The sequence below is a fragment of the Nocardia sp. NPDC006044 genome, assembly GCF_042871115.1.
In the GTDB taxonomy this organism is placed as follows: Bacteria; Actinomycetota; Actinomycetes; order Mycobacteriales; family Mycobacteriaceae; genus Nocardia.
Genome location: NZ_JBIAID010000001.1, coordinates 3,768,870 through 3,790,413 on the forward strand (window position 1 = coordinate 3,768,870; position 21,544 = coordinate 3,790,413).

General features: G+C 68.8%; 19 protein-coding genes. 14 read left to right on the forward strand and 5 right to left on the reverse strand.

Annotation, left to right across the window (positions count from 1 at the left end; translation table 11 throughout):
* Positions 1–85: 85 nt before the first annotated feature.
* Positions 86–742 carry a heme oxygenase (biliverdin-producing) gene (locus ACFYO1_RS17255; protein ID WP_387231526.1) on the forward strand — a complete coding sequence of 219 codons (657 nt, stop codon included), beginning with the start codon at positions 86–88 and terminating at the stop codon, positions 740–742.
* On the opposite strand, the gene ACFYO1_RS17260 is transcribed toward ACFYO1_RS17255, so the two are convergent.
* A complete protein-coding gene (locus ACFYO1_RS17260; RefSeq protein WP_387231527.1) occupies positions 736–2,247 on the reverse strand; it encodes a sugar transferase in 1,512 nt (503 codons plus the stop codon). The two genes, ACFYO1_RS17255 and ACFYO1_RS17260, sit on opposite strands and share 7 nt — an antisense overlap.
* Positions 2,248–2,740: 493 nt before the next feature.
* Between ACFYO1_RS17260 and ACFYO1_RS17265 the strand changes: the two genes are divergently transcribed.
* The 4 genes from ACFYO1_RS17265 to ACFYO1_RS17280 are packed head-to-tail and all read left to right on the forward strand — an operon-like array spanning position 2,741 to position 6,496.
* Positions 2,741–4,027 (forward strand): class I SAM-dependent methyltransferase, encoded by a 1,287-nt coding sequence (locus ACFYO1_RS17265; protein WP_387231528.1) that lies wholly within the window; start codon positions 2,741–2,743, stop codon positions 4,025–4,027.
* Entirely contained in the window at positions 4,024–4,800 is a 777-nt protein-coding gene (locus tag ACFYO1_RS17270; protein ID WP_387231530.1) for a glucose-1-phosphate cytidylyltransferase, read from the forward strand. Before ACFYO1_RS17265 ends, ACFYO1_RS17270 begins: the two co-directional genes overlap by 4 nt.
* Positions 4,797–5,447 (forward strand): PIG-L deacetylase family protein, encoded by a 651-nt coding sequence (locus ACFYO1_RS17275; RefSeq protein ID WP_387231532.1) that lies wholly within the window; start codon positions 4,797–4,799, stop codon positions 5,445–5,447. The genes ACFYO1_RS17270 and ACFYO1_RS17275 overlap by 4 nt, the downstream gene beginning before the upstream one ends.
* Positions 5,448–5,449: 2 nt before the next feature.
* Positions 5,450–6,496, forward strand: coding sequence for an NAD-dependent epimerase/dehydratase family protein (locus ACFYO1_RS17280; protein ID WP_387231534.1), 1,047 nt, complete (start codon positions 5,450–5,452; stop codon positions 6,494–6,496).
* A 13-nt stretch (positions 6,497–6,509) separates the two neighbouring features.
* On the opposite strand, the gene ACFYO1_RS17285 is transcribed toward ACFYO1_RS17280, so the two are convergent.
* Positions 6,510–7,061 carry a dTDP-4-dehydrorhamnose 3,5-epimerase family protein gene (locus tag ACFYO1_RS17285; protein WP_387231536.1) on the reverse strand — a complete coding sequence of 184 codons (552 nt, stop codon included), beginning with the start codon at positions 7,059–7,061 and terminating at the stop codon, positions 6,510–6,512.
* A gap of 56 nt (positions 7,062–7,117) precedes the next feature.
* On the opposite strand from ACFYO1_RS17285, the gene ACFYO1_RS17290 reads away from it, so the two are divergent.
* Both ACFYO1_RS17290 and ACFYO1_RS17295 read left to right on the forward strand, forming a co-directional pair.
* On the forward strand, positions 7,118–8,230 hold the full coding sequence (locus ACFYO1_RS17290) for a class I SAM-dependent methyltransferase (RefSeq protein WP_387231537.1): 1,113 nt from the start codon (positions 7,118–7,120) through the stop codon (positions 8,228–8,230).
* 233 nt (positions 8,231–8,463) lie between these two features.
* Positions 8,464–9,063, forward strand: coding sequence for an MspA family porin (locus tag ACFYO1_RS17295; RefSeq protein ID WP_387231539.1), 600 nt, complete (start codon positions 8,464–8,466; stop codon positions 9,061–9,063).
* A gap of 68 nt (positions 9,064–9,131) precedes the next feature.
* Here the strand turns inward: ACFYO1_RS17295 and ACFYO1_RS17300 are convergent, their stop codons facing one another.
* From ACFYO1_RS17300 to ACFYO1_RS17310, 3 genes are all read right to left on the reverse strand, one after another.
* Positions 9,132–9,971 (reverse strand): glycosyltransferase family 2 protein, encoded by an 840-nt coding sequence (locus ACFYO1_RS17300; RefSeq protein ID WP_387231540.1) that lies wholly within the window; start codon positions 9,969–9,971, stop codon positions 9,132–9,134.
* A gap of 3 nt (positions 9,972–9,974) precedes the next feature.
* Positions 9,975–11,354 (reverse strand): polysaccharide pyruvyl transferase family protein, encoded by a 1,380-nt coding sequence (locus ACFYO1_RS17305; RefSeq protein ID WP_387231543.1) that lies wholly within the window; start codon positions 11,352–11,354, stop codon positions 9,975–9,977.
* A gap of 125 nt (positions 11,355–11,479) precedes the next feature.
* Positions 11,480–12,175, reverse strand: coding sequence for a TetR/AcrR family transcriptional regulator (locus tag ACFYO1_RS17310; protein ID WP_387231545.1), 696 nt, complete (start codon positions 12,173–12,175; stop codon positions 11,480–11,482).
* A gap of 101 nt (positions 12,176–12,276) precedes the next feature.
* Here ACFYO1_RS17310 and ACFYO1_RS17315 point away from each other — a divergent pair, with 101 nt between their 5' ends.
* The 7 genes from ACFYO1_RS17315 to ACFYO1_RS17345 all read left to right on the forward strand — a co-directional run bounded on the left by ACFYO1_RS17315 (position 12,277) and on the right by ACFYO1_RS17345 (position 21,517).
* Positions 12,277–14,082 (forward strand): FAD-dependent oxidoreductase, encoded by a 1,806-nt coding sequence (locus ACFYO1_RS17315; protein WP_387231547.1) that lies wholly within the window; start codon positions 12,277–12,279, stop codon positions 14,080–14,082.
* Positions 14,083–14,232: 150 nt separating this feature from the next.
* Positions 14,233–15,300: a glycosyltransferase family 4 protein gene (locus ACFYO1_RS17320; RefSeq protein WP_387231915.1), complete on the forward strand. Its 1,068-nt coding sequence runs from the start codon at positions 14,233–14,235 to the stop codon at positions 15,298–15,300.
* Positions 15,297–16,478 (forward strand): glycosyltransferase family 4 protein, encoded by a 1,182-nt coding sequence (locus tag ACFYO1_RS17325; RefSeq protein WP_387231549.1) that lies wholly within the window; start codon positions 15,297–15,299, stop codon positions 16,476–16,478. The genes ACFYO1_RS17320 and ACFYO1_RS17325 overlap by 4 nt, the downstream gene beginning before the upstream one ends.
* Positions 16,479–16,551: 73 nt before the next feature.
* Entirely contained in the window at positions 16,552–17,835 is a 1,284-nt protein-coding gene (locus ACFYO1_RS17330) for a lipopolysaccharide biosynthesis protein (RefSeq protein ID WP_387231917.1), read from the forward strand.
* A complete protein-coding gene (locus tag ACFYO1_RS17335) occupies positions 17,832–18,836 on the forward strand; it encodes a glycosyltransferase (protein WP_387231551.1) in 1,005 nt (334 codons plus the stop codon). Before ACFYO1_RS17330 ends, ACFYO1_RS17335 begins: the two co-directional genes overlap by 4 nt.
* Positions 18,837–18,845: 9 nt before the next feature.
* On the forward strand, positions 18,846–20,246 hold the full coding sequence (locus ACFYO1_RS17340; protein WP_387231553.1) for a hypothetical protein: 1,401 nt from the start codon (positions 18,846–18,848) through the stop codon (positions 20,244–20,246).
* Entirely contained in the window at positions 20,237–21,517 is a 1,281-nt protein-coding gene (locus tag ACFYO1_RS17345; RefSeq protein WP_387231554.1) for a Wzz/FepE/Etk N-terminal domain-containing protein, read from the forward strand. Before ACFYO1_RS17340 ends, ACFYO1_RS17345 begins: the two co-directional genes overlap by 10 nt.
* The last annotated feature ends 27 nt before the right edge of the window (positions 21,518–21,544 follow it).

Consider the following 21,544-nt stretch of genomic DNA (forward strand, 5'->3'; position numbering starts at 1 on the left):
ACACCGGAAACCTGTATCGTCAGGTGAGTTAGTTAGGGTACCCATACTGGGCGGCCCGCCGATGCTCAGGTGAGGTGGTTCGGACATGTCAGAGGCAGCACCGTTCTCTACGCAGATCCGCAGTGCCACCACCGAACAGCACGTGGCCGCCAACACCTCGCGGTTCATGACGGACATGCTCGGCGGCGCGCTCGGGGTCGACTCGTATCGCCGCTACACCGGACAGCTCCTGTTCGTCTACCGCGCGCTCGAACACCGCTGGGATACCCTCGCCGCGGACCCGATCGCCGGACCGTTCATCCGTCCCGAACTGGCCCGCACCGCCGAGCTCGAGCGCGACCTCGACCATCTCGTCGGCCCGCGCTGGCGCACCGAGCTCGAGCCGCTCCCGGCGACCGCCGCCTACGCCGCCCGGATCGACGAGTGCGCCCGCGACTGGCCGGCCGGTTACGTCGTGCATCACTACACCCGCTACCTCGGCGACCTGTCCGGCGGACAGATCATCGGCAAGACGGCCGCGCAGCTGTGGAACCTGACCCACCGCGGCGACGGCGTCCGCTTCTACGTCTTCGACGCCGTCACCAACCCGGCCGCGTTCAAGCGCGAATACCGCGCCCTGCTCGACCGGCTGCCGATCGACGATCTCGAACGCCGCCGCGTGCTCGACGAGGGCAAGCAGGCCTTCGCCATGAACACCGCGGTGTTCCACGAACTGGCACAGGAGTTCCCGGCGGCTCAGTAGGCGCCCGCGCCGCGGGTCACCGCGCCGATGGTCCGCGCGATGAGCAGCAGGTCCAGCACCATCGACCAGTTCTCCACGTAGGAAAGATCAAGTCGCACCGAATCTTCCAGCGAAAGATCCGATCGTCCGCTCACCTGCCACAGCCCGGTGACCCCCGGCTTCACCAGCAGCCTGCGCCGCATCTCGCCGTCGTAACTGTCCACCTCGCGCTGCACCTGCGGGCGCGGCCCGACCACGCTCATCTCCCCGCGCAGCACGTTGAAGAACTGCGGTAGCTCGTCCAGGCTGAACTTGCGGATCACCTTGCCGATCGGGGTGATTCGCGGGTCGTCCTTCATTTTGAAGAAGACCGGATTGCCCCCGTTGCGTTCGATGAGCGCGTCCACGCCCGCCTCGGCCTCGGTATACATGCTGCGGAACTTGATCATCCGGAACGGCTTGCCGCCCCGCCCGATTCGCTCCGACAGATAGAACACCGGACCCGGACTGGTCAGCTTCACCGCCAGTGCGATGCCGAGCATGGTCGGCGCGATCAGCACCAGCACCGCGGCGGCGAAGAGCACGTCGAACACCGCCTTGCCGGTCGACTTGGCGCGGTCGTACTGCGGTTTGGCGATGTGCAGCATCGGAACTCCGGCGACGAAACGATTCGTCAACCGGGTGCCCGCGATGTCGACCACGCCGGGCGCGACGATCAATTCGACGCCGAGTGGATCGAGCTCCCAGGCCATGCGGCGCAATTCCCGCGGGCCCAGATGGTCGGTCGCGGTGACCGCGACCGTGTCGGCGCCGCTGCGGCGCACCGCGTCGAGCACGGTGCGGTCGCTGCCGACCACCGAGAACGTGTGCCCCGACGGTTCGCGGACGTACTCGGTGATCTCGTTGAGCCCGTTCGGTATACACACACCGACCACCCGGTAGCCGGACGCCGGGTCGCCGGCGAACGCGTTCGCCATCGCCTGCGCCGCCTCCGCGCAGCCCACGACGAGCACCGAGGTGCGGTACTCCCCCTGCGCCCGGAGCTGCCGCGCGTGGATCCGCCATAGCAATCTGCTCAGCATCAGGCCGAAAAGCCCGAGCGGTAGCGCGATAGCCAGATAGCCACGGGCGAACTCGATCTGGAAGACCAGCGAGACGATCGCGAGCACGCCGAACAGCCGCAGCGTCGCCGAGACCAGGCGCCGGTACTCCTCGCTGCCGCTGCCCACGACCTGCGGCGACCGGGTGTGACCGATCGCCAGGAACGCGGCCCAGGCCAGCGCGAGCGCGCCGGAGACGACCGTGTACCCCACTTCATAGGGCAGCTGCCAGGCCAGCGGTGGCGCGGCGGGTCCGCCGAATCGGATGACCTGCGCGAGCACCATGGCCGCGACGATCACGCCGAAATCCGTTGCGCCTAAGCGCCTTACATACTCACCCTGCCATCGCTCGCGCTCCGAGCGCGGCAGGGTGTGCGACGACCGGCGATAGTCCAGATCGTCGTCGTCAGCGAGCTCGAAGCTCATGGAAACGCACCTCCCCATGGGAGAGAAGAAAAGTAGCCCCCCGATCTGCACTGATCGGTCCCCACGGCACAAACCTGACCGCCTCGGGTGTCCCGTCCTTCGGCGGTCAGATGCCGATTGTTACAGAACACAATCCGTTTCACATGTCGAATCATCAGGGCGGCAGAGTGTTCCACGCGGTAGCCGATAAGGGAACGGTCGGTTTGCCACCCAGGTATGTTTTCGGTGCCGGCGACCATATGCGACCAGGTCGCGAACTTTCGCTGCCCCCAGGCGAATTCATCCCATCAAGACCGAACCACCAAGCTCGTCGATAGCCGCAGGGAAGCTACTCGCCGGAAACAGTTGAAAAGTACCGGAAATTACTTCCTGGCCAGCCGGTTTCAGCTACGACACGCGGGGCTTTCGTTGTAACGTCTCACTGGATCGAGTCGACGTCAGGGGTGCGCCGGCAATGCGCCGGAGGGCGAACCCAGGCAGAAGGTGGGCTGCGTTGCAGTGTCGATTGTGTGATTCCGAACGACTGACAAGTGTGCTCGATCTGGGCGCGACGCCACCGTGCGAAAAGTTCCTCGCGGCAGACGAACTCGATCTCGCGGAACCAACCTACCCGCTACACCTACGGTTGTGTGCGGACTGTCTGCTCCTGCAGATTCCGGCATTGATCACACCGGAGGAGACGTTCACCGAGTACGCCTACTTCTCCTCGTACTCCGACAGCTGGGTGCGGCACGCCGAAACCTTTGTCGCACAGTCGATCGAACGACTCGGACTGAACCAGGACTCGTTCGTGGTGGAGGTGGCCAGCAACGACGGCTACCTGCTGCGGCACGCGGTGGCGGCGGGCATCCCCTGCCTGGGCATCGAACCGTCGGTGAACGTCGGCGACGCCGCCCGCGCGGCCGGCGTGCCCACCGAGACCACCTTCCTCGACGAGCGGTCCGCGGCGAAGATCCGCGCGACGCACCGACCGGCAGACCTGGTGGTGGCCAACAACGTCTACGCCCACGTGCCCGACCTGCGCGGCTTCACCAGGTCGCTGCGCACGCTGATGGCCGACGACGGCTGGCTCTCCATCGAGGTGCACCACGCGCTGAACCTGATGCGCCTCGGCCAGTTCGACACGATCTACCACGAGCATTTCCAGTACTACACCGTGCATTCCGCACAACGCGCGCTGGCGACGGCGAACCTCGCGGTGGTCGACGTCGAACTGCTGGACACCCACGGGGGCTCGATCCGCGTGTGGGCCCGGCCGGCCGAAGTGGGTGCCGTACCCAGTACTCGTGTCCGGGAAGTCCTTCGGCTGGAAAAGGATGCGGGCCTGCACCACGTCGAGGGCTACGACGCGCTGCGCACCCGCACCGAGGCGGTCCGGCACGATCTGCTGCGCTTCCTGCTCGACCAGCGCGCCGCGGGCAAGCGGGTGGTCGGGTACGGCGCACCGGGCAAGGGCAACACGCTGCTCAACTACTGCGGCATCCGCACCGACCTGCTCGAATACACCGTCGACCGAAACCCGTATAAGCACGGGCGATTCACCCCGGGCACCCGGATCCCGATCTATTCACCGGATCGGATCGAGCTGGATCAGCCCGATGTCGTCCTGGTGCTGCCGTGGAATCTCGAGGCCGAGATCACCGAGCAGCTCCGCCATATCGCCTCGTGGGGCGGCCGCCTGGTCTACCCGCTTCCGGCACTGCACAGTGCCGACCTCACCAGTCACAACGACGTGAACAGCGCACGACATAAAGAAATGACAGGGAGGGGAGCACGATGAAAGTTGTGCTGTTCTGCGGCGGATACGGCATGCGGATGCGTGACGGCACCGATGACATGATCCCGAAGCCCATGCAAATGGTCGGCCCGCGACCGCTGCTCTGGCACGTGATGCGTTACTACGCGCACTACGGCCACAAGGAATTCGTCCTGTGCCTCGGCTACGGCGGGCTGCACATCAAGAACTTCTTCCTGACCTATCAGGAATCGGTGTCGAACGACTTCGTCATCCGTGACGGCCGGGTGGAGATGCTGCGCTCCGACATCAGCGACTGGAAGATCACCTTCGTCGACACCGGCCTGGAATCGCCGATCGGCGAGCGGCTGCGCCGGGTCCGCGAGCACGTCGCCGGCGACGAGCCGTTCCTGGCCAACTACGCCGACGTGCTCACCGATGCCCCGCTGGACGAGATGATCGACAAGTTCACCGCCTCCGGCGCGGCCGCCTCGATGATGGTGGTACCGCCGCAGTCCTCGTTCCACTGCGTCGACCTGAAGCCGACCGGTGAGGTCAAGGAGATCATGCCGGTGTCGCGAATGCCGTTGTGGGAGAACGGCGGCTACTTCGTGCTGAGCCAGGAGATCTTCGATCTGCTGCCGCCCGGCGGCGACCTGGTCGCGGACGCGTGCGGCACGCTGGCCGGGCAGGGCCGGCTCTTCGGCTACCAGCACCTCGGATTCTGGAAGCCCGCCGACACGTTCAAGGAGCGGGCCGAACTCGACGCCGGCTACCAGTCCGGTAAGCGCCCGTGGATGGTCTGGGAGAACGCGTGATCCGGCTGAACGTCGGGGCGGTCGACGAGATCGCCGTGCTCGGTGCGCATTGCGACGACATCGCCATCGGGATGGGGGCCACGCTGCTGACCCTGACCCGCGCGCGCCCGGGGCTGCGGGTGCGCGCGCTGGTGCTCTCCGGCGGCGGCACCGCCCGCGCGGACGAGGAAATCCTTGCGCTGGACGCGTTCTGCCCCGGCGCCGAGGTCGACCTCACCGTGCTGGACCTGCCCGATGGCCGGGCGCCCGCGCACTGGGACCGAATCAAAAACGAACTCAACGCTTTTCGCGCCCGGGTCGATCCCGGTCTGGTCTTCGCCCCGCAGCGCGGCGACGCGCACCAGGATCACCGGTTGCTCGCCGAGCTGGTGCCCACCGAGTTCCGCGATCATCTGATACTCGGCTACGAAATCCTCAAGTGGGAGACCGACACTCCCGCGCCCAACTTCTATCACCGGCTCACCGCGGAACTCGCCGAAGAGAAGTCGCGGCTATTGCTGAAGCACTATCCGTCCCAGGCCCACCGGGACTGGTTCGACGAGCAGGCCTTCACCGGCCTGACCCGGCTACGCGGCGTGCAGTGCCACACCGCGCACGCCGAGGCGTTCGTGCTCGACAAGGCTGTCATCGATTTCGGAGGTTCCTAGCCATGCGCGTCCTGCTCACCGGTCATCAGGGATATCTCGGCACCGTGATGGCGCCGATCCTGCGGGCCAACGCGCACGAGGTGGTCGGCTTGGACGCCGGCTTCTTCGCCGACTGCGTGCTCGGCGACCTGCCCGGCGATCCGCCCGGCCTGGCCATGGACCTGCGCGACGTGACCGTCGAACACTTACGTGGTTTCGACGCGGTCGTCCACCTCGCCGCGCTGTCCAACGATCCGCTCGGCGCGCTGGCGCCGGAAATCACCTACGACATCAATCATCACGCGTCGGTTCGCCTGGCCCGGCTGGCCAAGGAGGCGGGCGTGCGGCGATTCCTGTACGCCTCCACCTGCTCGGTCTACGGCGCCGCGGGGGCCGATCTGGTCACCGAGGACGCGCCGCTGCGCCCGATCACCCCGTACGCGGAGAGCAAGGTGCGCGTCGAGGACGATGTGGCGGTGCTGGCCGATTCCGGCTTCTCCCCCGTATTCCTGCGCAACGCAACGGCATTCGGCTTCTCGCCGCGATTACGCGCGGACATCGTGCTGAACAACCTGGTCGGTTACGCCACGCTGACCGGCGAGGTGAAGGTGCTCTCCGACGGCACCCCGTGGCGGCCGCTGGTGCATGCCCGCGATATCGCGTGGGCGTTCGCCAATTGCCTCACCGCGCCGCCGGCCGCCATTCACTGCCGCGCGTTCAACATCGGCACCGAGGCCAACAACCTGACCGTCGCCGACATCGCCCGCGCGGTGGTGGAGGCGGTGCCCGGATCCAGGCTGAACATCACCGGCGAGAGCGGCGCCGACCCGCGTTCCTATCGGGTCGACTTCTCGGCGGCCCGCTCCGCCATCGGTTTTCGCGCGTTGTGGACCGTGCAGGCCGGCGCGGACGAGCTGTTCCAGGAGTACACCGCGCGCGGCCTCACCTACGACGACTTCTTCCAGAGGTTCACCCGGCTGCCGCACCTGGAACGGCTGCGCGGCTCCGGGCTGCTCGACGAATCCATGCGCCGGATCCAGCCCGGCACCGCTCGTGTTCCGGCCGGCTAGGCCCCGGCCGTCGTCACCGCGCCGCGAGCAGCTGCTGCCAGCTGCCCGCGGCGGCGTCACGGGCGGACACCAGGGAGACCGGCCGCGGCCAGGCGATGGCCAGGTCGGGGTCGTGGTAGGCGACGCCGACGTCCTCGGCGGGGTCGTGCGGGCGATCGATGCGGTAGCACACGTCCGCGCTGTCGGTGAGCGCCTGGAAACCGTGCAGGAAGCCGGGCGGCACGTACAGGTGCCGGAACGTCTGGTCGTCGAGCAGGAACGCCTGCTGCCTGCCGAACGTCGGCGAATCGGGCCGCGCGTCGACCAGCACGTCGTGCACCGCGCCGTGCGCGCAGCGGACCAGCTTCGCCTCGCCGCGCCCGGATCGTCCGTGCATGCCGCGGACAACGCCACCGCGCGAACGGGATTGGGAGTCCTGCTGGAAGGCGGCCGCGGCTCCCGGCCTGCCGAGGTAGGTGTCGAACTCGGCCGCGTCGAACGTTCTGGTGAACAGGCCGCGGTCGTCGCGGAACGGTTCGGGGACCAGGACGAGAACGTCGGCGAGCTCGGTCTGCTCGATGCGCACCAGGCCATGGTGCCACGCGCGACCGGGTCCGCGGCGCGCCGTGGAAAGGGCTCACCGTGACCATTCCCGCCGGCGCGCCGCGCTGCCGAGGCTGCGGCAGCATCGATCTCGGCCCGGTGCTCGATCTGGGCATGGTCCCGGCCGCCGACTACTTTCCGCCCGCCGCCTCCCCGGTCGGACTGGCCGAGACCGCGCATCCGCTGCGCATGGACCTGTGCACGCCCTGCGGTCTCGCACAACTGGCCGAGGACGACACCCGCGCCGAGGAACCCCGCGGCATCGAACCCGCGGCACTGCGCGAGCAGGCCGCGGACGCGGTCGGCCGGGTCGCGAAAGCCGGTCTGCTCCAGGGCAAGACCGTGCGCGAGTTCGGCAGCCCGCACGGCGGCACCTGGGTGCCCTTGCTCACCGAACGCGGGTACACCGCCACCGACGGCGTCGCCGATGTGGTGCTGGACTGCTTCGGCCTGATGCACGAGCCCGATCAGCGCGCGGCCTTCGCCGAGCGGGCCGCGGCGACCGCGCCGGACGGCCTGCTGCTGATCCAATTCCACTCGCTGGCCACGATTGTCGCGGCGGGTCAGTGGAACGCGCTGCGGCACGGCCACTTTGCCTACTATTCGCTGTCGGCGCTCAGCCGGCTGCTGACCGCCGCCGGGATGAGCATCACCACCGCGTGGCAGTTCGACCTGTACGGCGGCACCGTGCTCGTGGCCGCGCGGCACGGCACCCGTCCATCCGACGACTCGGTCCGCGAGATCCGCGCGCGAGAGGCCGACTACACCGATCCGCTCGCGGTCGGCAGCCTCCAGCAGTCCGCCGACGGGCACGCCGAGGTGCTGCGCCGCTGGCTGATCAGGCATGCGGCGCAGGGCGATCGGGTCTTCGCCTACGGCGCGGCCTCGCGGGCGGTGGCCCTGTTCAGCCTGGCGGGCGTCGATCGCGGGCTGATCACCGCCGTCGCCGACGCGTCGCCGGCCAAGCAGGGCCGCCGGATGCCGGGTACCGACGTGCCGATCATCGCGCCCGCCGAACTCGTCGCGGCCCGGCCGGATCTGGTGCTGCTGACGCTGCCCGACCTGCTACCCGAGGTGCGCGCCCGCTACCCCGAACTCGACGGTTGCTGGATCGTCGACGACCCCGCCGACTCGGCCGTCAAGGGAGGATGAGTTGCCTCGAATTCGCTGTCCCCCAGCCCCTTTGTTGTCCGTTTGCTCGATGCGCTTGATCTGACATGATTTCGTTGACCGAACACCTGATTGCCCTTGATTGTCGTTGAGTTTCTTCGCTCCTGCGTGCCGGGGAGCGGGCGTCGAGCGAACCACCACGCTCGGCCAGGTGTGTGTGCAGAGGGGACAACCTGATGAGGGAAATACCGCAGCAATGCGGCCGAAGCGTCCGTATGTTCGCGATCGCCACGGTGTTGGCGTCGGGGCTGGCGTTCGGGACCGGCACCGCGGGAGCGGTCGTCGACAGCAGTAACCAGATCGTCGATCGGAAGGATCGTTCGATCGAGGCGATCCAATCCGACACGCGGATCGACTTCGTGCCGCCGTTGGATGGAAATCCGTTCACCCGTGAGTGGTTCCACATGGGCGAGGCCGCGTTCAAGGTCAGCGGCCCCGGCGCCGACGACTGGCGCGGGCACATCACCGTCGGCTACCAGGTCGGCTATCCGGCGACGCTGAGCGGGCGGTTGAAGTTCGGCTACTCGACCCCGGATCTCGGCGTCGATCTCGGCGGGGACAGCGGCGCGCTGCTCAAGCTCAACGGCCTGATCCCGCGGGCGGGCATCGAGCTCGAGGTCGGCCTCGGCCCCGGGATCCAGACGGTCGAATTCGCGGGCGGCGATGTCGCCGGCACCGGCGGCTTCATCCGGATCGGCGGCTTCCACGGCACCGTCACGGGTGTGGTGGGCCAGACCACGATCCGGCCGTTCGTGAAGCTGGTCAGCGGTAGCGGCGACACCGTGTACACCTACGGGCGGCTCTGGAGCATCTGAGCGCTGCCGAACGCGACGAAGCCGCCCCGGAGATCGGTCCGGGGCGGCTTCGTCGCGTAACAGGCCGCTCAGACCAGCAGATCCGGCCGGTTGCGTACGGTCGCCACCGTGCGAACCCGCAGGCGGTACAGCGCCGCCCGGGCCAACCGGGTGTCCCCGGCCAGCACGTCGCCGCGACTGACCAGATGCGGGTAGTCGCCCGCGATGCGGTGATGGAACCGGTACATGTCGGTCAGCTTGCTCACCGTCGAGGTGCGGCTGCACAGGTTGAACGACGAATTGCGCCACGCCGCAAGCGTTTCCGACATTCCGAAGAACGCTCCGAAGGACGCGACCCTGGCGAACAGGTCGACGTCCATCGGAAACACCAGATCGCCGCGCAACCCGCCGACCTGATCGAAGTGCTTGCGGTAGAACATCGCCGCCGCGGTCGGCCCGAAATCGGCGGGGCCGCGCCGCACGATGACCCGCGCCAGTGCCCGCGCGCTCTGCCTGCCGAGCAGCCCGGCCAGGCCGAGTCCGGACTCGAGTAGCGCGCCGTCCTCGTCGATCACCTCGAACCGGCTGGACGAGATGGTGATCGACGGGTCGTCCGCCATCACCGCCAGCTGCGCGGCCAGCGCACCGGGACGCAGCACGTCGTCGGCGCAGACCACCTTGATCAGGTCGCCGGTGGACGCGGCGATCACCTTGTTCCAGTTGTCCCCGATCGGTAGCACGATCTCGTTGCGCAGCACCCGGATTCGCGAGTCGTTCACCGCGTGCGCGATCTCGCCGGTGTCGTCGGTGCTCGCGTTGTCCAGCACGACGAGTTCGAAATCGACGTCCTGGTCCAGCACCGAACGCAGTGTGGTGGCCAGCGTGCGGCCCGAATTGTAGGCCGGTACGCAGACCGACAGTCGTGTCATGACTTATCCACCTCGATGATGGCCCGGTCGCACCGGGCCGCTCTCCACCAGGCGGAAGACTCGTTCGAGTCCGGCCCGGCTGGCTTCGATCTGTTCGATAGCCTTCTGCTGCAAGCTTTCTCGAAGCTCCGGAGCTTCCGACCAGGACTCGCGCACGGCCGTGGTCAGCGCCTGCTCCAGCGCGGGATCGTTCAGGTGCACCACACGCAGTCCGGTGCCGAACATCTGCGACAGCCCGTGGAACTTGTCGTCGTAGTACTCCGAGGCGGTGATGCCGATCGCCGGAATCCCTTGGGACAGAGCGAAAACCGCGAGGTGGTAGGCGCTGGTGACCAGCACCCGGCAGCCCGCCACCTGGCGGGCGACATCGTGCGGCGTGCCGCCCCGCCCGACCGCCGGTCGCGCTTCGGCCGCCCCCGCCAGCAGCGGCAGCGTGGAAAGCCGGTCCTCCGAGGCATATTCGGAGATGATCAGCGGCACCACGCCCGCCTGGAGTTGCCGCGCGCAGGTCCGGACGACCCGGCCCAGCGTGGCCTGCGCGGCCGCGCTGACCCGCGAGTAGTCCGCCACCCGCAGGCACAGCCCGAGGTCCGCGCCGATCGTGGCTTTGCGCAGGCGGTAGGCGAATTCGACCGCGTCGTCGCCGGTGACCAGCACCCGTTCCGGCGCGACACCGAACCGCGAGAGCAGCTCCGGCCCGCGCCGTCCCTCGCGCAGCGCCACGAAGTCCACGCCGGGCAGCACCTCGGCCGCGCGCCGCACCAGCGCCGGATCCCGTAGCGGTCCGAGGCCCTGGCCGACCAGTGCGGTCGGAATGCCCCGCGCGCGAGCGTGTTCGAGCAGGTTCAAGGTGCGGTGCGCCTGGTAGCGGTCCACGTCGGTCATGTATCCGCCGCCGAGCGCGAGCACCAGCGACGCCTGCTCGACCGCGGCCGGTATCTCGACCGGGAACTCGGTCTCTTCCGGCGTCGCGACGTGCTCGGCGATGCCGGGACCGTTGGCCCGGCGCCGGGCCGCGGAGCGCAGCGCCCGTAGCCGGTCCTTCGGCCCGTCGGTCGCCGCCCGCCAGCGCAGTGCTGCCGGGCCGGCCAACCTTGTTCCGGCCGTGCGGGATAGGCGTCCGGACCAGCCGTCGCCGCCCCAGCTCCAGCCGGGTCCGCACAGCGGCTCCGCCTCGGGTAGCAGCGCCCGCAGAATGCCCGGCTGGTGCGTGAGCACCCCGATGCGCGCCCGCGGCCAGCGTGCTCGCAGCCGCTCGACCGTCACGGCCATCATCGCGATATCGCCGCGGTTGCGCAGCCAATATTCGCCGTTCTCGACGAGCACCCGGATATCACCCTCGGCGATGTCGGCGCGCTCGGCCTCGGAACCTACGGTCCCCACTGTCCATACCCTCCCGCCAGCCCCCCGCGGGTCGGTCCGTGCCGAGCACGAACCCGTCCTGAAATCTACCCCACGCTATGCATCGCGGCTACCGCTCGCGGAGTTACCCGCCAGCTCCGGGCAACTTACTCCATTGCGCGCGAACGCACTTCGTGCCGACCGGATTGTTTGCTGATCCGCCCGGCGTAGAGCGCGCTGAGCGATGCGCCGGCGAATGCCGTGCAATAGTCCACGAGTTCGTCCATCGGGACGGTCAGGCGACCGCCCTGCTTCTCCACCAGCACGCGCTCGAGCATGCCGACGACCGACAGCGCGTAGATGTCGACCAGTTCGGCCGGCGGCGGCGTTTCCGGGCGCGCGCCGGTCGCGGTCGCGGCGACCAGCCGCGCGAACCGCCACAGCGCCTCGCGCATGCGGTGTTCCGCGCCCGCCCCGGTGGGTTCGACGAAGACGATCCGGAGGGTGCGCGGATCCTCGGCCAGCGCGAAGAGGTAGGTGCCGATGCCCGCCCGCAGCTTGCGGGTTCCCTCGGGCGGCTGCGCGTCCACGGCGACCGCCACCGCCGCGAACAGTTCGTCGATGACGTGATCGAACACGGCGGCGAACAGTTCCTTGGTGCCACCGAACGATTCGTAGAAGTACCGGTCGGTCAGTCCGGCCGCACGGCACAGATCCTTGACCCCGGTCGCCGAGTAGCCCCGCGTCCCGAACAGTTCGAGACCGGCCTCCAGCAGCTTGGCCCGCCGCGCCGCCACCCGATCCGCCGCGCCGACCCCGCCGTACGGCCGGATCGGTCGCCGCTGCTTGGCGTCACCGCTCATCGGCGGTCCCCACTCGTCATCTCCGCATTGTCTCCCATCTCGGCCGCCTATCTGCTAAATATGACTATCAGGATAGTCAGAAATGCGAACGAGGTCGGACAGTGACAGCTCAATATCGGGACAGCACGGTCAGCCGGCGAGCGGTACTGCGTGGAGCGGCCGGTCTGGCCGGGGCCGCCGGTTTGGCGGCGACCGCGGGCCCGGCGACCGCACAGGTGGCACGCAGGCGAAACGGCCCGGCCCGCAACACGGTGGCGGTATTGGGCGCGGGCATCGGCGGGCTCACCGCGGCGCACGAACTCGCGGAGCGCGGTTTCGAGGTGACCGTCTTCGACCGCAAGGAGCTCGGCGGTAAGTCCCGCACCATCCCCCTGCCCGGCACCGGCGGTGACGGCCGCGCGCCGCTGCCCGGCGAGCACGGTGCGCGCGGTTTCACCTCGTTCTATCACCACGTGCACGACACCATGCGCCGTATCCCACTGCCGGGCACCCGGAACACGGTGCACGACAACCTGGTTCCGTTCTCGGTCAACGACCCGCGCTATCCCCGCGCGCACGGTCTCCCCGACGGCTTCCCGCTGATGTTCGGGTTCTACTTCGATCCGCGGCAGGCGCTCACTCCGGAAGGCTTGCAGCGCATCCTGATCGAGGGATTCCTGAAGAACAATCTCATTCCGCTGCCCGAGGCGATCCACATGGCCGGCCGGGTCGTCACCTATCTGACCTCCAGCGAGGACCGCCGCTCCGGCCAGTGGGAGCACGTCAGCTGGTGGGACTTCGTCGGCGCGGCGAGCCGGTCGCCCCAGTTCCAGGCCCTGGCCGCAACGGGTTTGACACGCGCGCTGGTCGCCGCGAAGGAGTACGTGGCCAGCACCAGGACGATGGGCAACATGATGGAGGGCTTCTTCCTCGCCCTGCTGCGAGAGCTCACCGGCGGGCCCAAGGTGTACGAGGTGCTCAACGGCCCGACCAACGAGGCCTGGCTGGATCCGTGGCTCACCCACTTGCGCGGCATGGGCGTGCAGTTCCGGCCCGGACACGCGCTGGACGGGTTCGAGATCGCCGGCGGGCAGCTCGGCGGGGCGCGAATTCGTATGCCGGACGGGTCAACTCGGCTACATCAAGCCGACTGGTATGTCTGCGCCGTGCCGACGGATCGGGCCAGACAGCTCTGGACGCCCGAAATCCGCGGGCTGGACCCGGCTCTCGCACGAATGGACGAACTGACCGTCGACTGGATGAGCGGCCTGCAGATGTTCGTCACCGAAAAGCTGGAACTCGGCGCGGGATACAACATCTACCTCGACGCGCCGTGGCGGCTGACCTCCTACTCCCAGCGCGCGTTCTGGGACGTCGACTACGCCGCGAAGTACGGCGACGGCACCATCCATGACGGCCTCACCATCGACATCTCCGACTGGGACACCCCGGGCATCCTGTTCGGCAAGACCGCCAAGAACTGCACCCACGACGAGATCTACCAGGAGACCTGGGCACAGCTGACCGCCGCGCTCAACGACGACGGCAAGATCCAGCTGAAGGACGGCATCGTCCGGGAATGGCTGCTCGACCCGGGCATCACCTGGCAGAACGGGCGCAACCAGAGCGATGAGCCGTTGCTGATCAACACGATCGGCTCCTGGGCGGCGCGGCCCGAAGCGCATACCGCGATTCCCAACCTGTTCCTCGCCGCGGACTACGTGCGCACCAACTTCGACCTGGCCACCATGGAGGGCGCCAACGAGGCCGGCCGCACCGCGGTCAACGCACTGCTCGAGGCCGCGGGCTCGTCCGCCCCGCGGGTCCAGATGTTCACCCGCGAGTCGATTCCCGCGTTCGAACCGCTGCGTCAGCTGGACGCCGAGCGCTTCCGCGCCGGGCAGCCGAATCTGTTCGATTTGGGGTGACCCGTCGGTAGCTCGCCGACTGCCCGACCAGAAGTGCCACAGTCCCCTAGACTTCTGCGGGAGAGGCGAGTTCACCGACAGCGACTCGTCCGCCATCACCGCCAGTAGGGGGCATGGGTGACGGGTTTTACCGACACGGTCCGGGTGCACATGACGGGTTCCGAGTGGTTCGCGTCCGCGCCCGGCGGCCTCAATCGGTACTTCACCGAGCTCTTCCACGCGCTCACCAGACAGCCGGCGGCCGAGGTATCGGCCGCGGCTTTCGGCACGGACTCCCCCGCGGCGCCTGGAGCCCAATCATGGGGCGGCTTAGGCGGTTCCACGCTGCGCCGGGCGCGCACCGCCTTCCTGGACCGGAGCGAACTGCACCGCGACACCGTGCTCGATCGGCACTTCTGCCTCTACGGTCCGGCCGCCGTCGCCCGGCGCGGACGGCTGCCGCTCGTCATCCATTTCCACGGACCGTGGGCCGCCGAGAGCCGGCTCACCGGACAGAGTGAAACGGCCGTGCGCGCGAAGTATCTGCTCGAACGCGTCCGCTATTCGGGTGCGGACCGATTCGTGGTGTTGTCCAACCACTTTCGCGATGTACTACATACCGACTACCGGGTTTCCCCGGATCGCGTCGCGGTCATCCCGCCCGGCGTCGATCTCCACCGCTTCCACGCCGCACCCATACCCGAGGCGCAAACCCGCACGGTGCTGTGTGTTCGCCGGCTCGAACGCCGGATGGGCATCGACATTCTGCTCCGCGCCTGGCCCGCCGTGCTCGCCGAACACCCCGCGGCCCGCCTGGTGATCGTCGGCACCGGCACCGCGGAAGCCGAATTACGCTCCACCGCAGCGTCGCTCGGTGATACCGTCACCTTCGCCGGGCACATCCCCGATCAGCGTCTGACCGAACTCTACGAACAGGCGGAACTGACCGTCGTGCCGACCACCGCCCTCGAAGGATTCGGTCTGATCGCGCTCGAATCGCTCGCCGCCGGCCGCGCGCCCATCGTCACCGACTGTGGCGGACTGCCGGATTCGGTGCGCGGGCTGGATCCCTCGCTCATCGTGCCGGCCGGCGATGCCGACGCGCTCGGCGCGCGCCTCGCCGCCGCGCTGCACGGCGCCGTGCCGAGCCCCGCGCACTGCCGGGCGCACGCGGAAACTTTCTCCTGGGATGTCACAGCCGAGCGACATCTCGCGATGTACCGGGCAATCAGGCGATGAGTACCGCGCTGTTCCTCGCACACACCGCGGCGCCGTCCGGTGCCGAGCTGGCCACGCTGCGGCTGGTCTCGGCCCTGCGCGAGCAGGGGCGCACGGAGGTCGCCATGGTCTACACGGAGGACGGTCCGATGGTGGAGCGGATGCGCGCCCGCGGCGTCGAAACCCGTGTGGTGCGCGGGCAATTCGACAGCCGGGCGATGACCATCGGCTCCGGGCCGCTGCGCCTGGTCGCCGGGTTCGCCGCCCTGCTGCGGCTGGGCTGGGCACTCGGTGGCACCGCGGCGGAACTCGGCGCCGACGTCCTGGTGGCGGAGAGCAGCAAGGCCATGGTGATGGGCGCGGTCGCCGCCCGCCGCGCCCGGATTCCCCTGGTCTGGCAGGTGCACGATCGCATCGCCGCCGACTACTTCGGACGGCTGCCCACGCTCGTGCTGCGCCTGCTCGGCCGGCTGTGCAGCCGCGGATATCTGGCCAACAGCCGAACGACCTTGGCTACCTTGCCGATCGGGCGCACGCCCGCGATCGTCGCCTATCCGGGCGTCGAACTCGGCACCGAACTCCCCCGTGCCGACCAGCGCGAGCCCGCCGACACCGTCGTCGCCGTGGTCGGCAGGCTGTCCCCGTGGAAGGGACAGGACGTCCTGCTCCGCGCCCTCGCGGCCACGAAAGTGCGCCCACGCCAGGTCTTCCTGATCGGCGGCACGTTCTTCGACGAGGAGCCCTACCGCGCCCGACTCGAGCAGCTGGCCCGCGAACTGGCGCTGCCGGTGACCTTCACCGGCCACGTCGACGACCCCGGCGAATACCTGCGCGCCAGCGACATTCTCGTGCACTGCTCGGTGCTGCCCGAGCCGTTCGGGCAGGTCGTGGTCGAAGGCATGCACGCGGGCTGCGCCGTGATCGCCTCCGGCCCCGGCGGTCCCGCCGAGATCGTCGCGGACGGCGTGCACGGACTGCTGGTCACCGGCGGCGACGAACACCAGCTCAGCACCGCACTCGACACCCTCATCGGCGACCCGGCCCTGCGCCGCAGCCTGGCCACGGCGGCCCGCCTGCGCGCCAAGGACTTCGACATCACCGCAACGGCGCGCACGGTCGCCGCCTTCCTCGACGACATCGCACAACGCAACGACGCCGCGGGCACATCACATGCATCGGAGAGAGCCCCGCATGGCTGAACACCCCGCCCCCGAGATCCCCGACCGATCGCAGGCGCCGAGCGCCCCCGAGCGCCGAACTCCGCAGCACCGCATGGGCTTTCTCGGCATCATCCGCGATATCGGCTACGTCAGCTTCGGCAAGTACGGGCAGTACGTCGTCACGATAGTGACCGTTCCGCTCACCGCCAGGGTGCTCGGCACGCACGGCCTCGGCCTGCTCGCGATCGGCATGTCGGCCTACTTCATCGGCTCGCTGCTCGTCGACCTGGGCATCACCTCGTATCTGGCCGCCCGGGTGCACGACGCGAGCCTGGGCGGGGACCGCGTCCAGCACATCAACCAGTTGCGCGGCGACTACCTCGCCATCCGCGCCAGTTCGCTCGGCGTGCTCGGGCTGGCGCTGCTGTTCAGCTACGCGGTGGGCGCGCCCATTCACTTGGAGATGATCCTGCTCGGCCTGTTCGCGGGCGGTTTCTGGTCGGCCTCCGAGGACTGGCTGCTCATCGGGCAGGGCCGCTTCGGCGCCTCCACCGCCTACCAGGGCGTCGGCCGGATCGGCTATCTCGTGCTGCTGGTCGCGGTGCTGCCGCGCATGCCCAACGCCCAGGTCGCGGTGCTGTGCCTGCTGGTGTCGTCCATTCCCACCGTCGTGCTCACCTGGTGGGACTCGTTGCGCACCTTCGGGCCGCCGACCCGGCCGCGCGGCGTGCGGACCGTGTTGCGTACCGGCGCACCGGTTTTCATCTCCCGACTATTGGTGACGACCTACGGGCAGGGCGCGGCGGCGGTCTACTCCGCGGTCCTCGACGCGGTATCGCTCGGTTTGTACTCCGCCGGGGACCGCTTGGTCCGGGCCATCCAATCCACCTTGGACCCCATCGGTTTCGCGCTCCTACCGCGGATGGCGCGCAAGAGCGCCGACGACAACTTCTGGCGGCACGCCCTGCAGGCCCTGCTCGCCTGCGTCTGCACCGCGGCCGTGGCGGCCGCCGGGGTGTGGCTGACCGCGCCCTGGCTCATCCACCTGGTGTTCGGCGAGGACTTCGCCGCCGCGACCGGACTGCTGCGAGTCGAGATCTTCGTGCTGCCCGCGACCGCGATCACCTCGTTCGTCACCACCGCGGTACTGCCCGTGCGCCAGGACACCACCGGCGTGCTCATCGGCGCCGTGCTCGGCACCTGCGTGGCCGCCGTGGCGCTGGGCATCGCGTTCCGCACACACTCGGTGTGGACGCTGGTCTACGGCACCGTGGTCGTCGAATTCACCGTCGCCGCTTGGTATCTGCTGCGAATCCGCACGTTGATCAACCGCGAGCGCGTAACACCCGCCCCCGGCCCCGCGATTGTGCTGATGCGCGAGGAGGGCGGGACATGAGAATTCTCTATCTGGGAGACGACTGGGTCGGCAGCAACGCGCATTCGCTCGCCGACGGCTTCCGACAGGCCGGGCACGACGTGGTAGTCATCGACACCACCCGAGTCACCTTGCCGGCCAGGCTGTCTCCGCCCTGGGTCTATTCGAAGCTCGCCCGGCGGCGCGCGCCGTGGAATGTCAACGGCCTGCACGCCGAGCTCGAGCAGGCGGCCGCGGCATTCCGGCCGGATATGGTGTTCGCGTTCAAGAGCATTCACCTCGATCAGCGCAGGCTGCTCGAGCTGCCCGCCGCACTGCACGTGCACTACAGCCCCGACGATGTCGCCAATCCCGCGAACACCAGCGCGGAATATCTTGCGCACGAGGCGGAATGGGATCACATCGTCACCACGAAGCGGCACAATGTGGCCGAGCTGCGCGACCGCGGCGCCCGCGCGGTCACCTTCGTGCGCAGCGCCTACGATCCGGCGTGGCATCATCCGGCCGCACGGCGCGGAACCCGCCAGTTCCTGGTCGGTTTCATCGGCGTGTGCCGCCCGGACCGTCGCGCCGATCTGGTCGCCCTCGCCCGCACGCACGGCTCCCGCATGCTCGTGCGCGGACCCGGATGGCGTCGCGTCCCCGAATTGCGTTCCACCGGAGCCGAAATCGGCGGCGCGGTCTACGGCGAGCGGTACTCCGAGGTCGTCGCGAGCGTCACCGCCAACCTGGTCCTGCTCAACTCCGACAACCGCGACACCCACACCTGCCGCACGTTCGAAGTGCCCGCGGCCGGTGGCCTGTTCGTCGGCGAGCGCACCGACGAGCACGCGGAGCTGTTGCAGGACACCGGTGAATGCTTCCTGTTCAGCACCGCCGACGAGCTGTCCGCGATCCTCGACTGGTGCGCGGCGCATCCCGACAAGGCCGCCGCCGTGGCCGAGGCCGGCTATCAGCGGATCCTGGCGGGCGATCACCGCTATGTCGACCGGGCGCGGGAGATCATCCATGCGATCAGCTGAGCCCCGGTCATGACGGCGACCACCGAGGTGCTGCTGATCGCCCTCGCGCTCGTCACCATCGCGGTGGCGGGCACCCGGGTTCCGGGCGTCGCCCGGGTGTTCCTGATCGCGCAGGCGGCATTCTGGTCGCTGTCCTACGTCGCGCGGCCCGTGGTACTGCTGTGGGTGCAGCCGGCACCGCATTTCGGCGACAACGTGCCGGACCCGCGCCTGGCCCAGCTCGGCTACGACCGGGGCATCGCGCTGGTGCTGCAGCACGTCGTCTTCGGCCTCTGGGTGTACGCGGGATTCGTTGTCGCCTATGCCCTCTGGGCGCGACGGCACCCGCCCCTCGAACTGCCGTCGCTCACCGGCGACCCGGATTTCGTGCCGACCCTCGCCGCGATGTACGGCGTCGGCCTGCTCGGCCGGGCCGCGTCCTACGTCTCCGGTTCCATCGGCAGCGCGGGCGATGTGGAAAGCGCCAATCCGATCCTGGCCTTCGTCGCCATCCTGGCCACCATCGCCGCCCTCGGCCTGATCATCTTCGTCCGCACCGAGCGCCCGCGCACGACCTGGCTGATCATCGGCGGGCTGCTGCTCGGCGAGCTGGCCTGGACCGCGATCGTCGAATCGAAGACCCCGATCATCGGCGCGGCCATGGCCATCGCGGTCCGGTTCGCCATCCTCGGCTGGACCAGGCGCAAGGCGGTCTCGGTCGCCGCCATCGCCGTGCTCGGCATCGGCGGGTTCGGCTGGCTGCAATCGCTGAAGCAGACCCAGTACGCGAAGGCCGAGTCGTCGCTGACCGATTCCGGCTATCCGCCGACCGTGCAACCGTTCCTCAGCATCCTGCGCCGCTTCGACCTGCTCGAGGCCGCCACCGACGCCTACTTCCACCAGCCGGGGTTCTGGCTGACGCCCGCCGAGGCGCTGCAACACGCCACCTACAGCCTGATCCCGAGCCAGCTGCTCGGCACGACCAAGTTCCAGTCCGGCACCGAGTGGGCGATGGAGGTGCGCGGCGCCTCGGTCGACATGACCAAGGTGTCGGTGTCGCTGGCCGAGGGCAATCTCAACGAGGGCTTCGTGCTCGGCGGCTATCCGGGCGTGGTCGTCTGCGCCGCGTTCACCTTCCTGCTGCTGCTCGCCTGGGCCAAGGCGTTGTACTCGCGTTTCTTCCCCGTCGTGGTGCTCGGGCTCGCCATGACCGGCGCCTCGGCGCTGTTCGAACGCGGAATCCTCGGCAGTATGGAGAATCTCGGCAAATTCCTGCAGGCCGCCGTGCTGGCCTGGCTCATCGCACTGGTGGTCCGCGAATACCGGCGGCGCACCCGGATCGAAACAGTTTCTACCGCAAGGCAAGACGCGCGCAGCGCGCAATTCGTCGGGGCATCCACCATCGAAAAGAGAGAGTCCCCATGGGGTTGATCGACTATTGGCATATCGCGCGCCGGCGCTGGGTCATCATCGTCGCGGTGGTGGTGCTGTGCCTAGGCGCGTCGGCCGGATACCTGAGCACCTTGCCCACCACCTACGTCGCCACCAGCAGCATGTATGTCTCGATGGCGACCGGCACCTCGGTCAACGACTCCTACCAGGGCGGCCTGGCCGCCCAGCAGCGCGTGCGCTCCTACCTGGACCTGGCCACCAGCACCACCGTCGCCAAGCGGGTGATCGACGACCTCGGACTGAAGATGCCGGTCGCCGAGGTGCAGAGCAAGATCAAGGCGTACTCGCCGCCGGCCACCACCAACATCGTGCTCACCGTGCAGGCCTCGACCGCCGAGGGCGCGCGTGACTTCGCCAACTCGGTGGTCGCCCAATTCCGCAGGCTCATCGACGAATTGGAGACCATCGAGCGCGACGCCGCACCGGCCGCCCGGATCACCGTGGTCGACCGCGCCGAGGTGCCGTCCGGGCCGAGCGGGCCGCAGTCCAAGCGCATCCTGTTCCTCGGGTTGCTGGCGGGTCTCGTGCTGGGCTGCGCGGGCGCCTTCGTCCGCGACCGCACCGACCGCACGCTGCGCACCTCCAACAGCCTGGAAGCCATTCTGCCGGTGCCGATCCTGGGCATCATCGACGCGGGCCGCCCCGGCGCACCCGACGAGACCCGCAGGTTGCGCACCCGGCTACTGCGCGAGGGAGAAGCCAGAACCATTCTGCTGACCAGTCTTTCGGCACGATCCGAGCCGGACGTGGCGATGACCCTGGCCAAATCGTTCGCCGACATGGGCAGCAACGTGGTGCTCATCGACGCCGATACCACCGGCAACGGCAGTTCGCGTGCCTTGGCGAACACCGGCGCCGGTCTCGCCGCGGTGCTGCGCGGGACCACGCCGGTGCACGACGCGTTGACCGGATGGGCCGAGACCGGTGTTTCCGTGCTGCCCTTGGGCGAGGCCGACAACCAGACTCCGGACCTGCTCGCGTCGGACCGATTCGCGGCGATCGTCGCGAAACTCCGCACCGACTACGACCATGTCGTGGTGCAGACCGCACCGATCACCCACGCCGCCGACGCCATCGCACTCGCCCCGCTGTGCGAACAGACCATCGCCGTCGTGCTGCTCGGCAGCACCAGCGCGCCGCAATTACGCGGCGCCCTGGCCACATTCGGCGACAACAAGCTGACCGGCGCGGTAGCGTACAGCCAGCCGGGCAACCGGTTGCAGCGACTGACCGGGAGGCTGCGGCTTTGAGCAACGAATTGGTTCGTCGCAACGAGA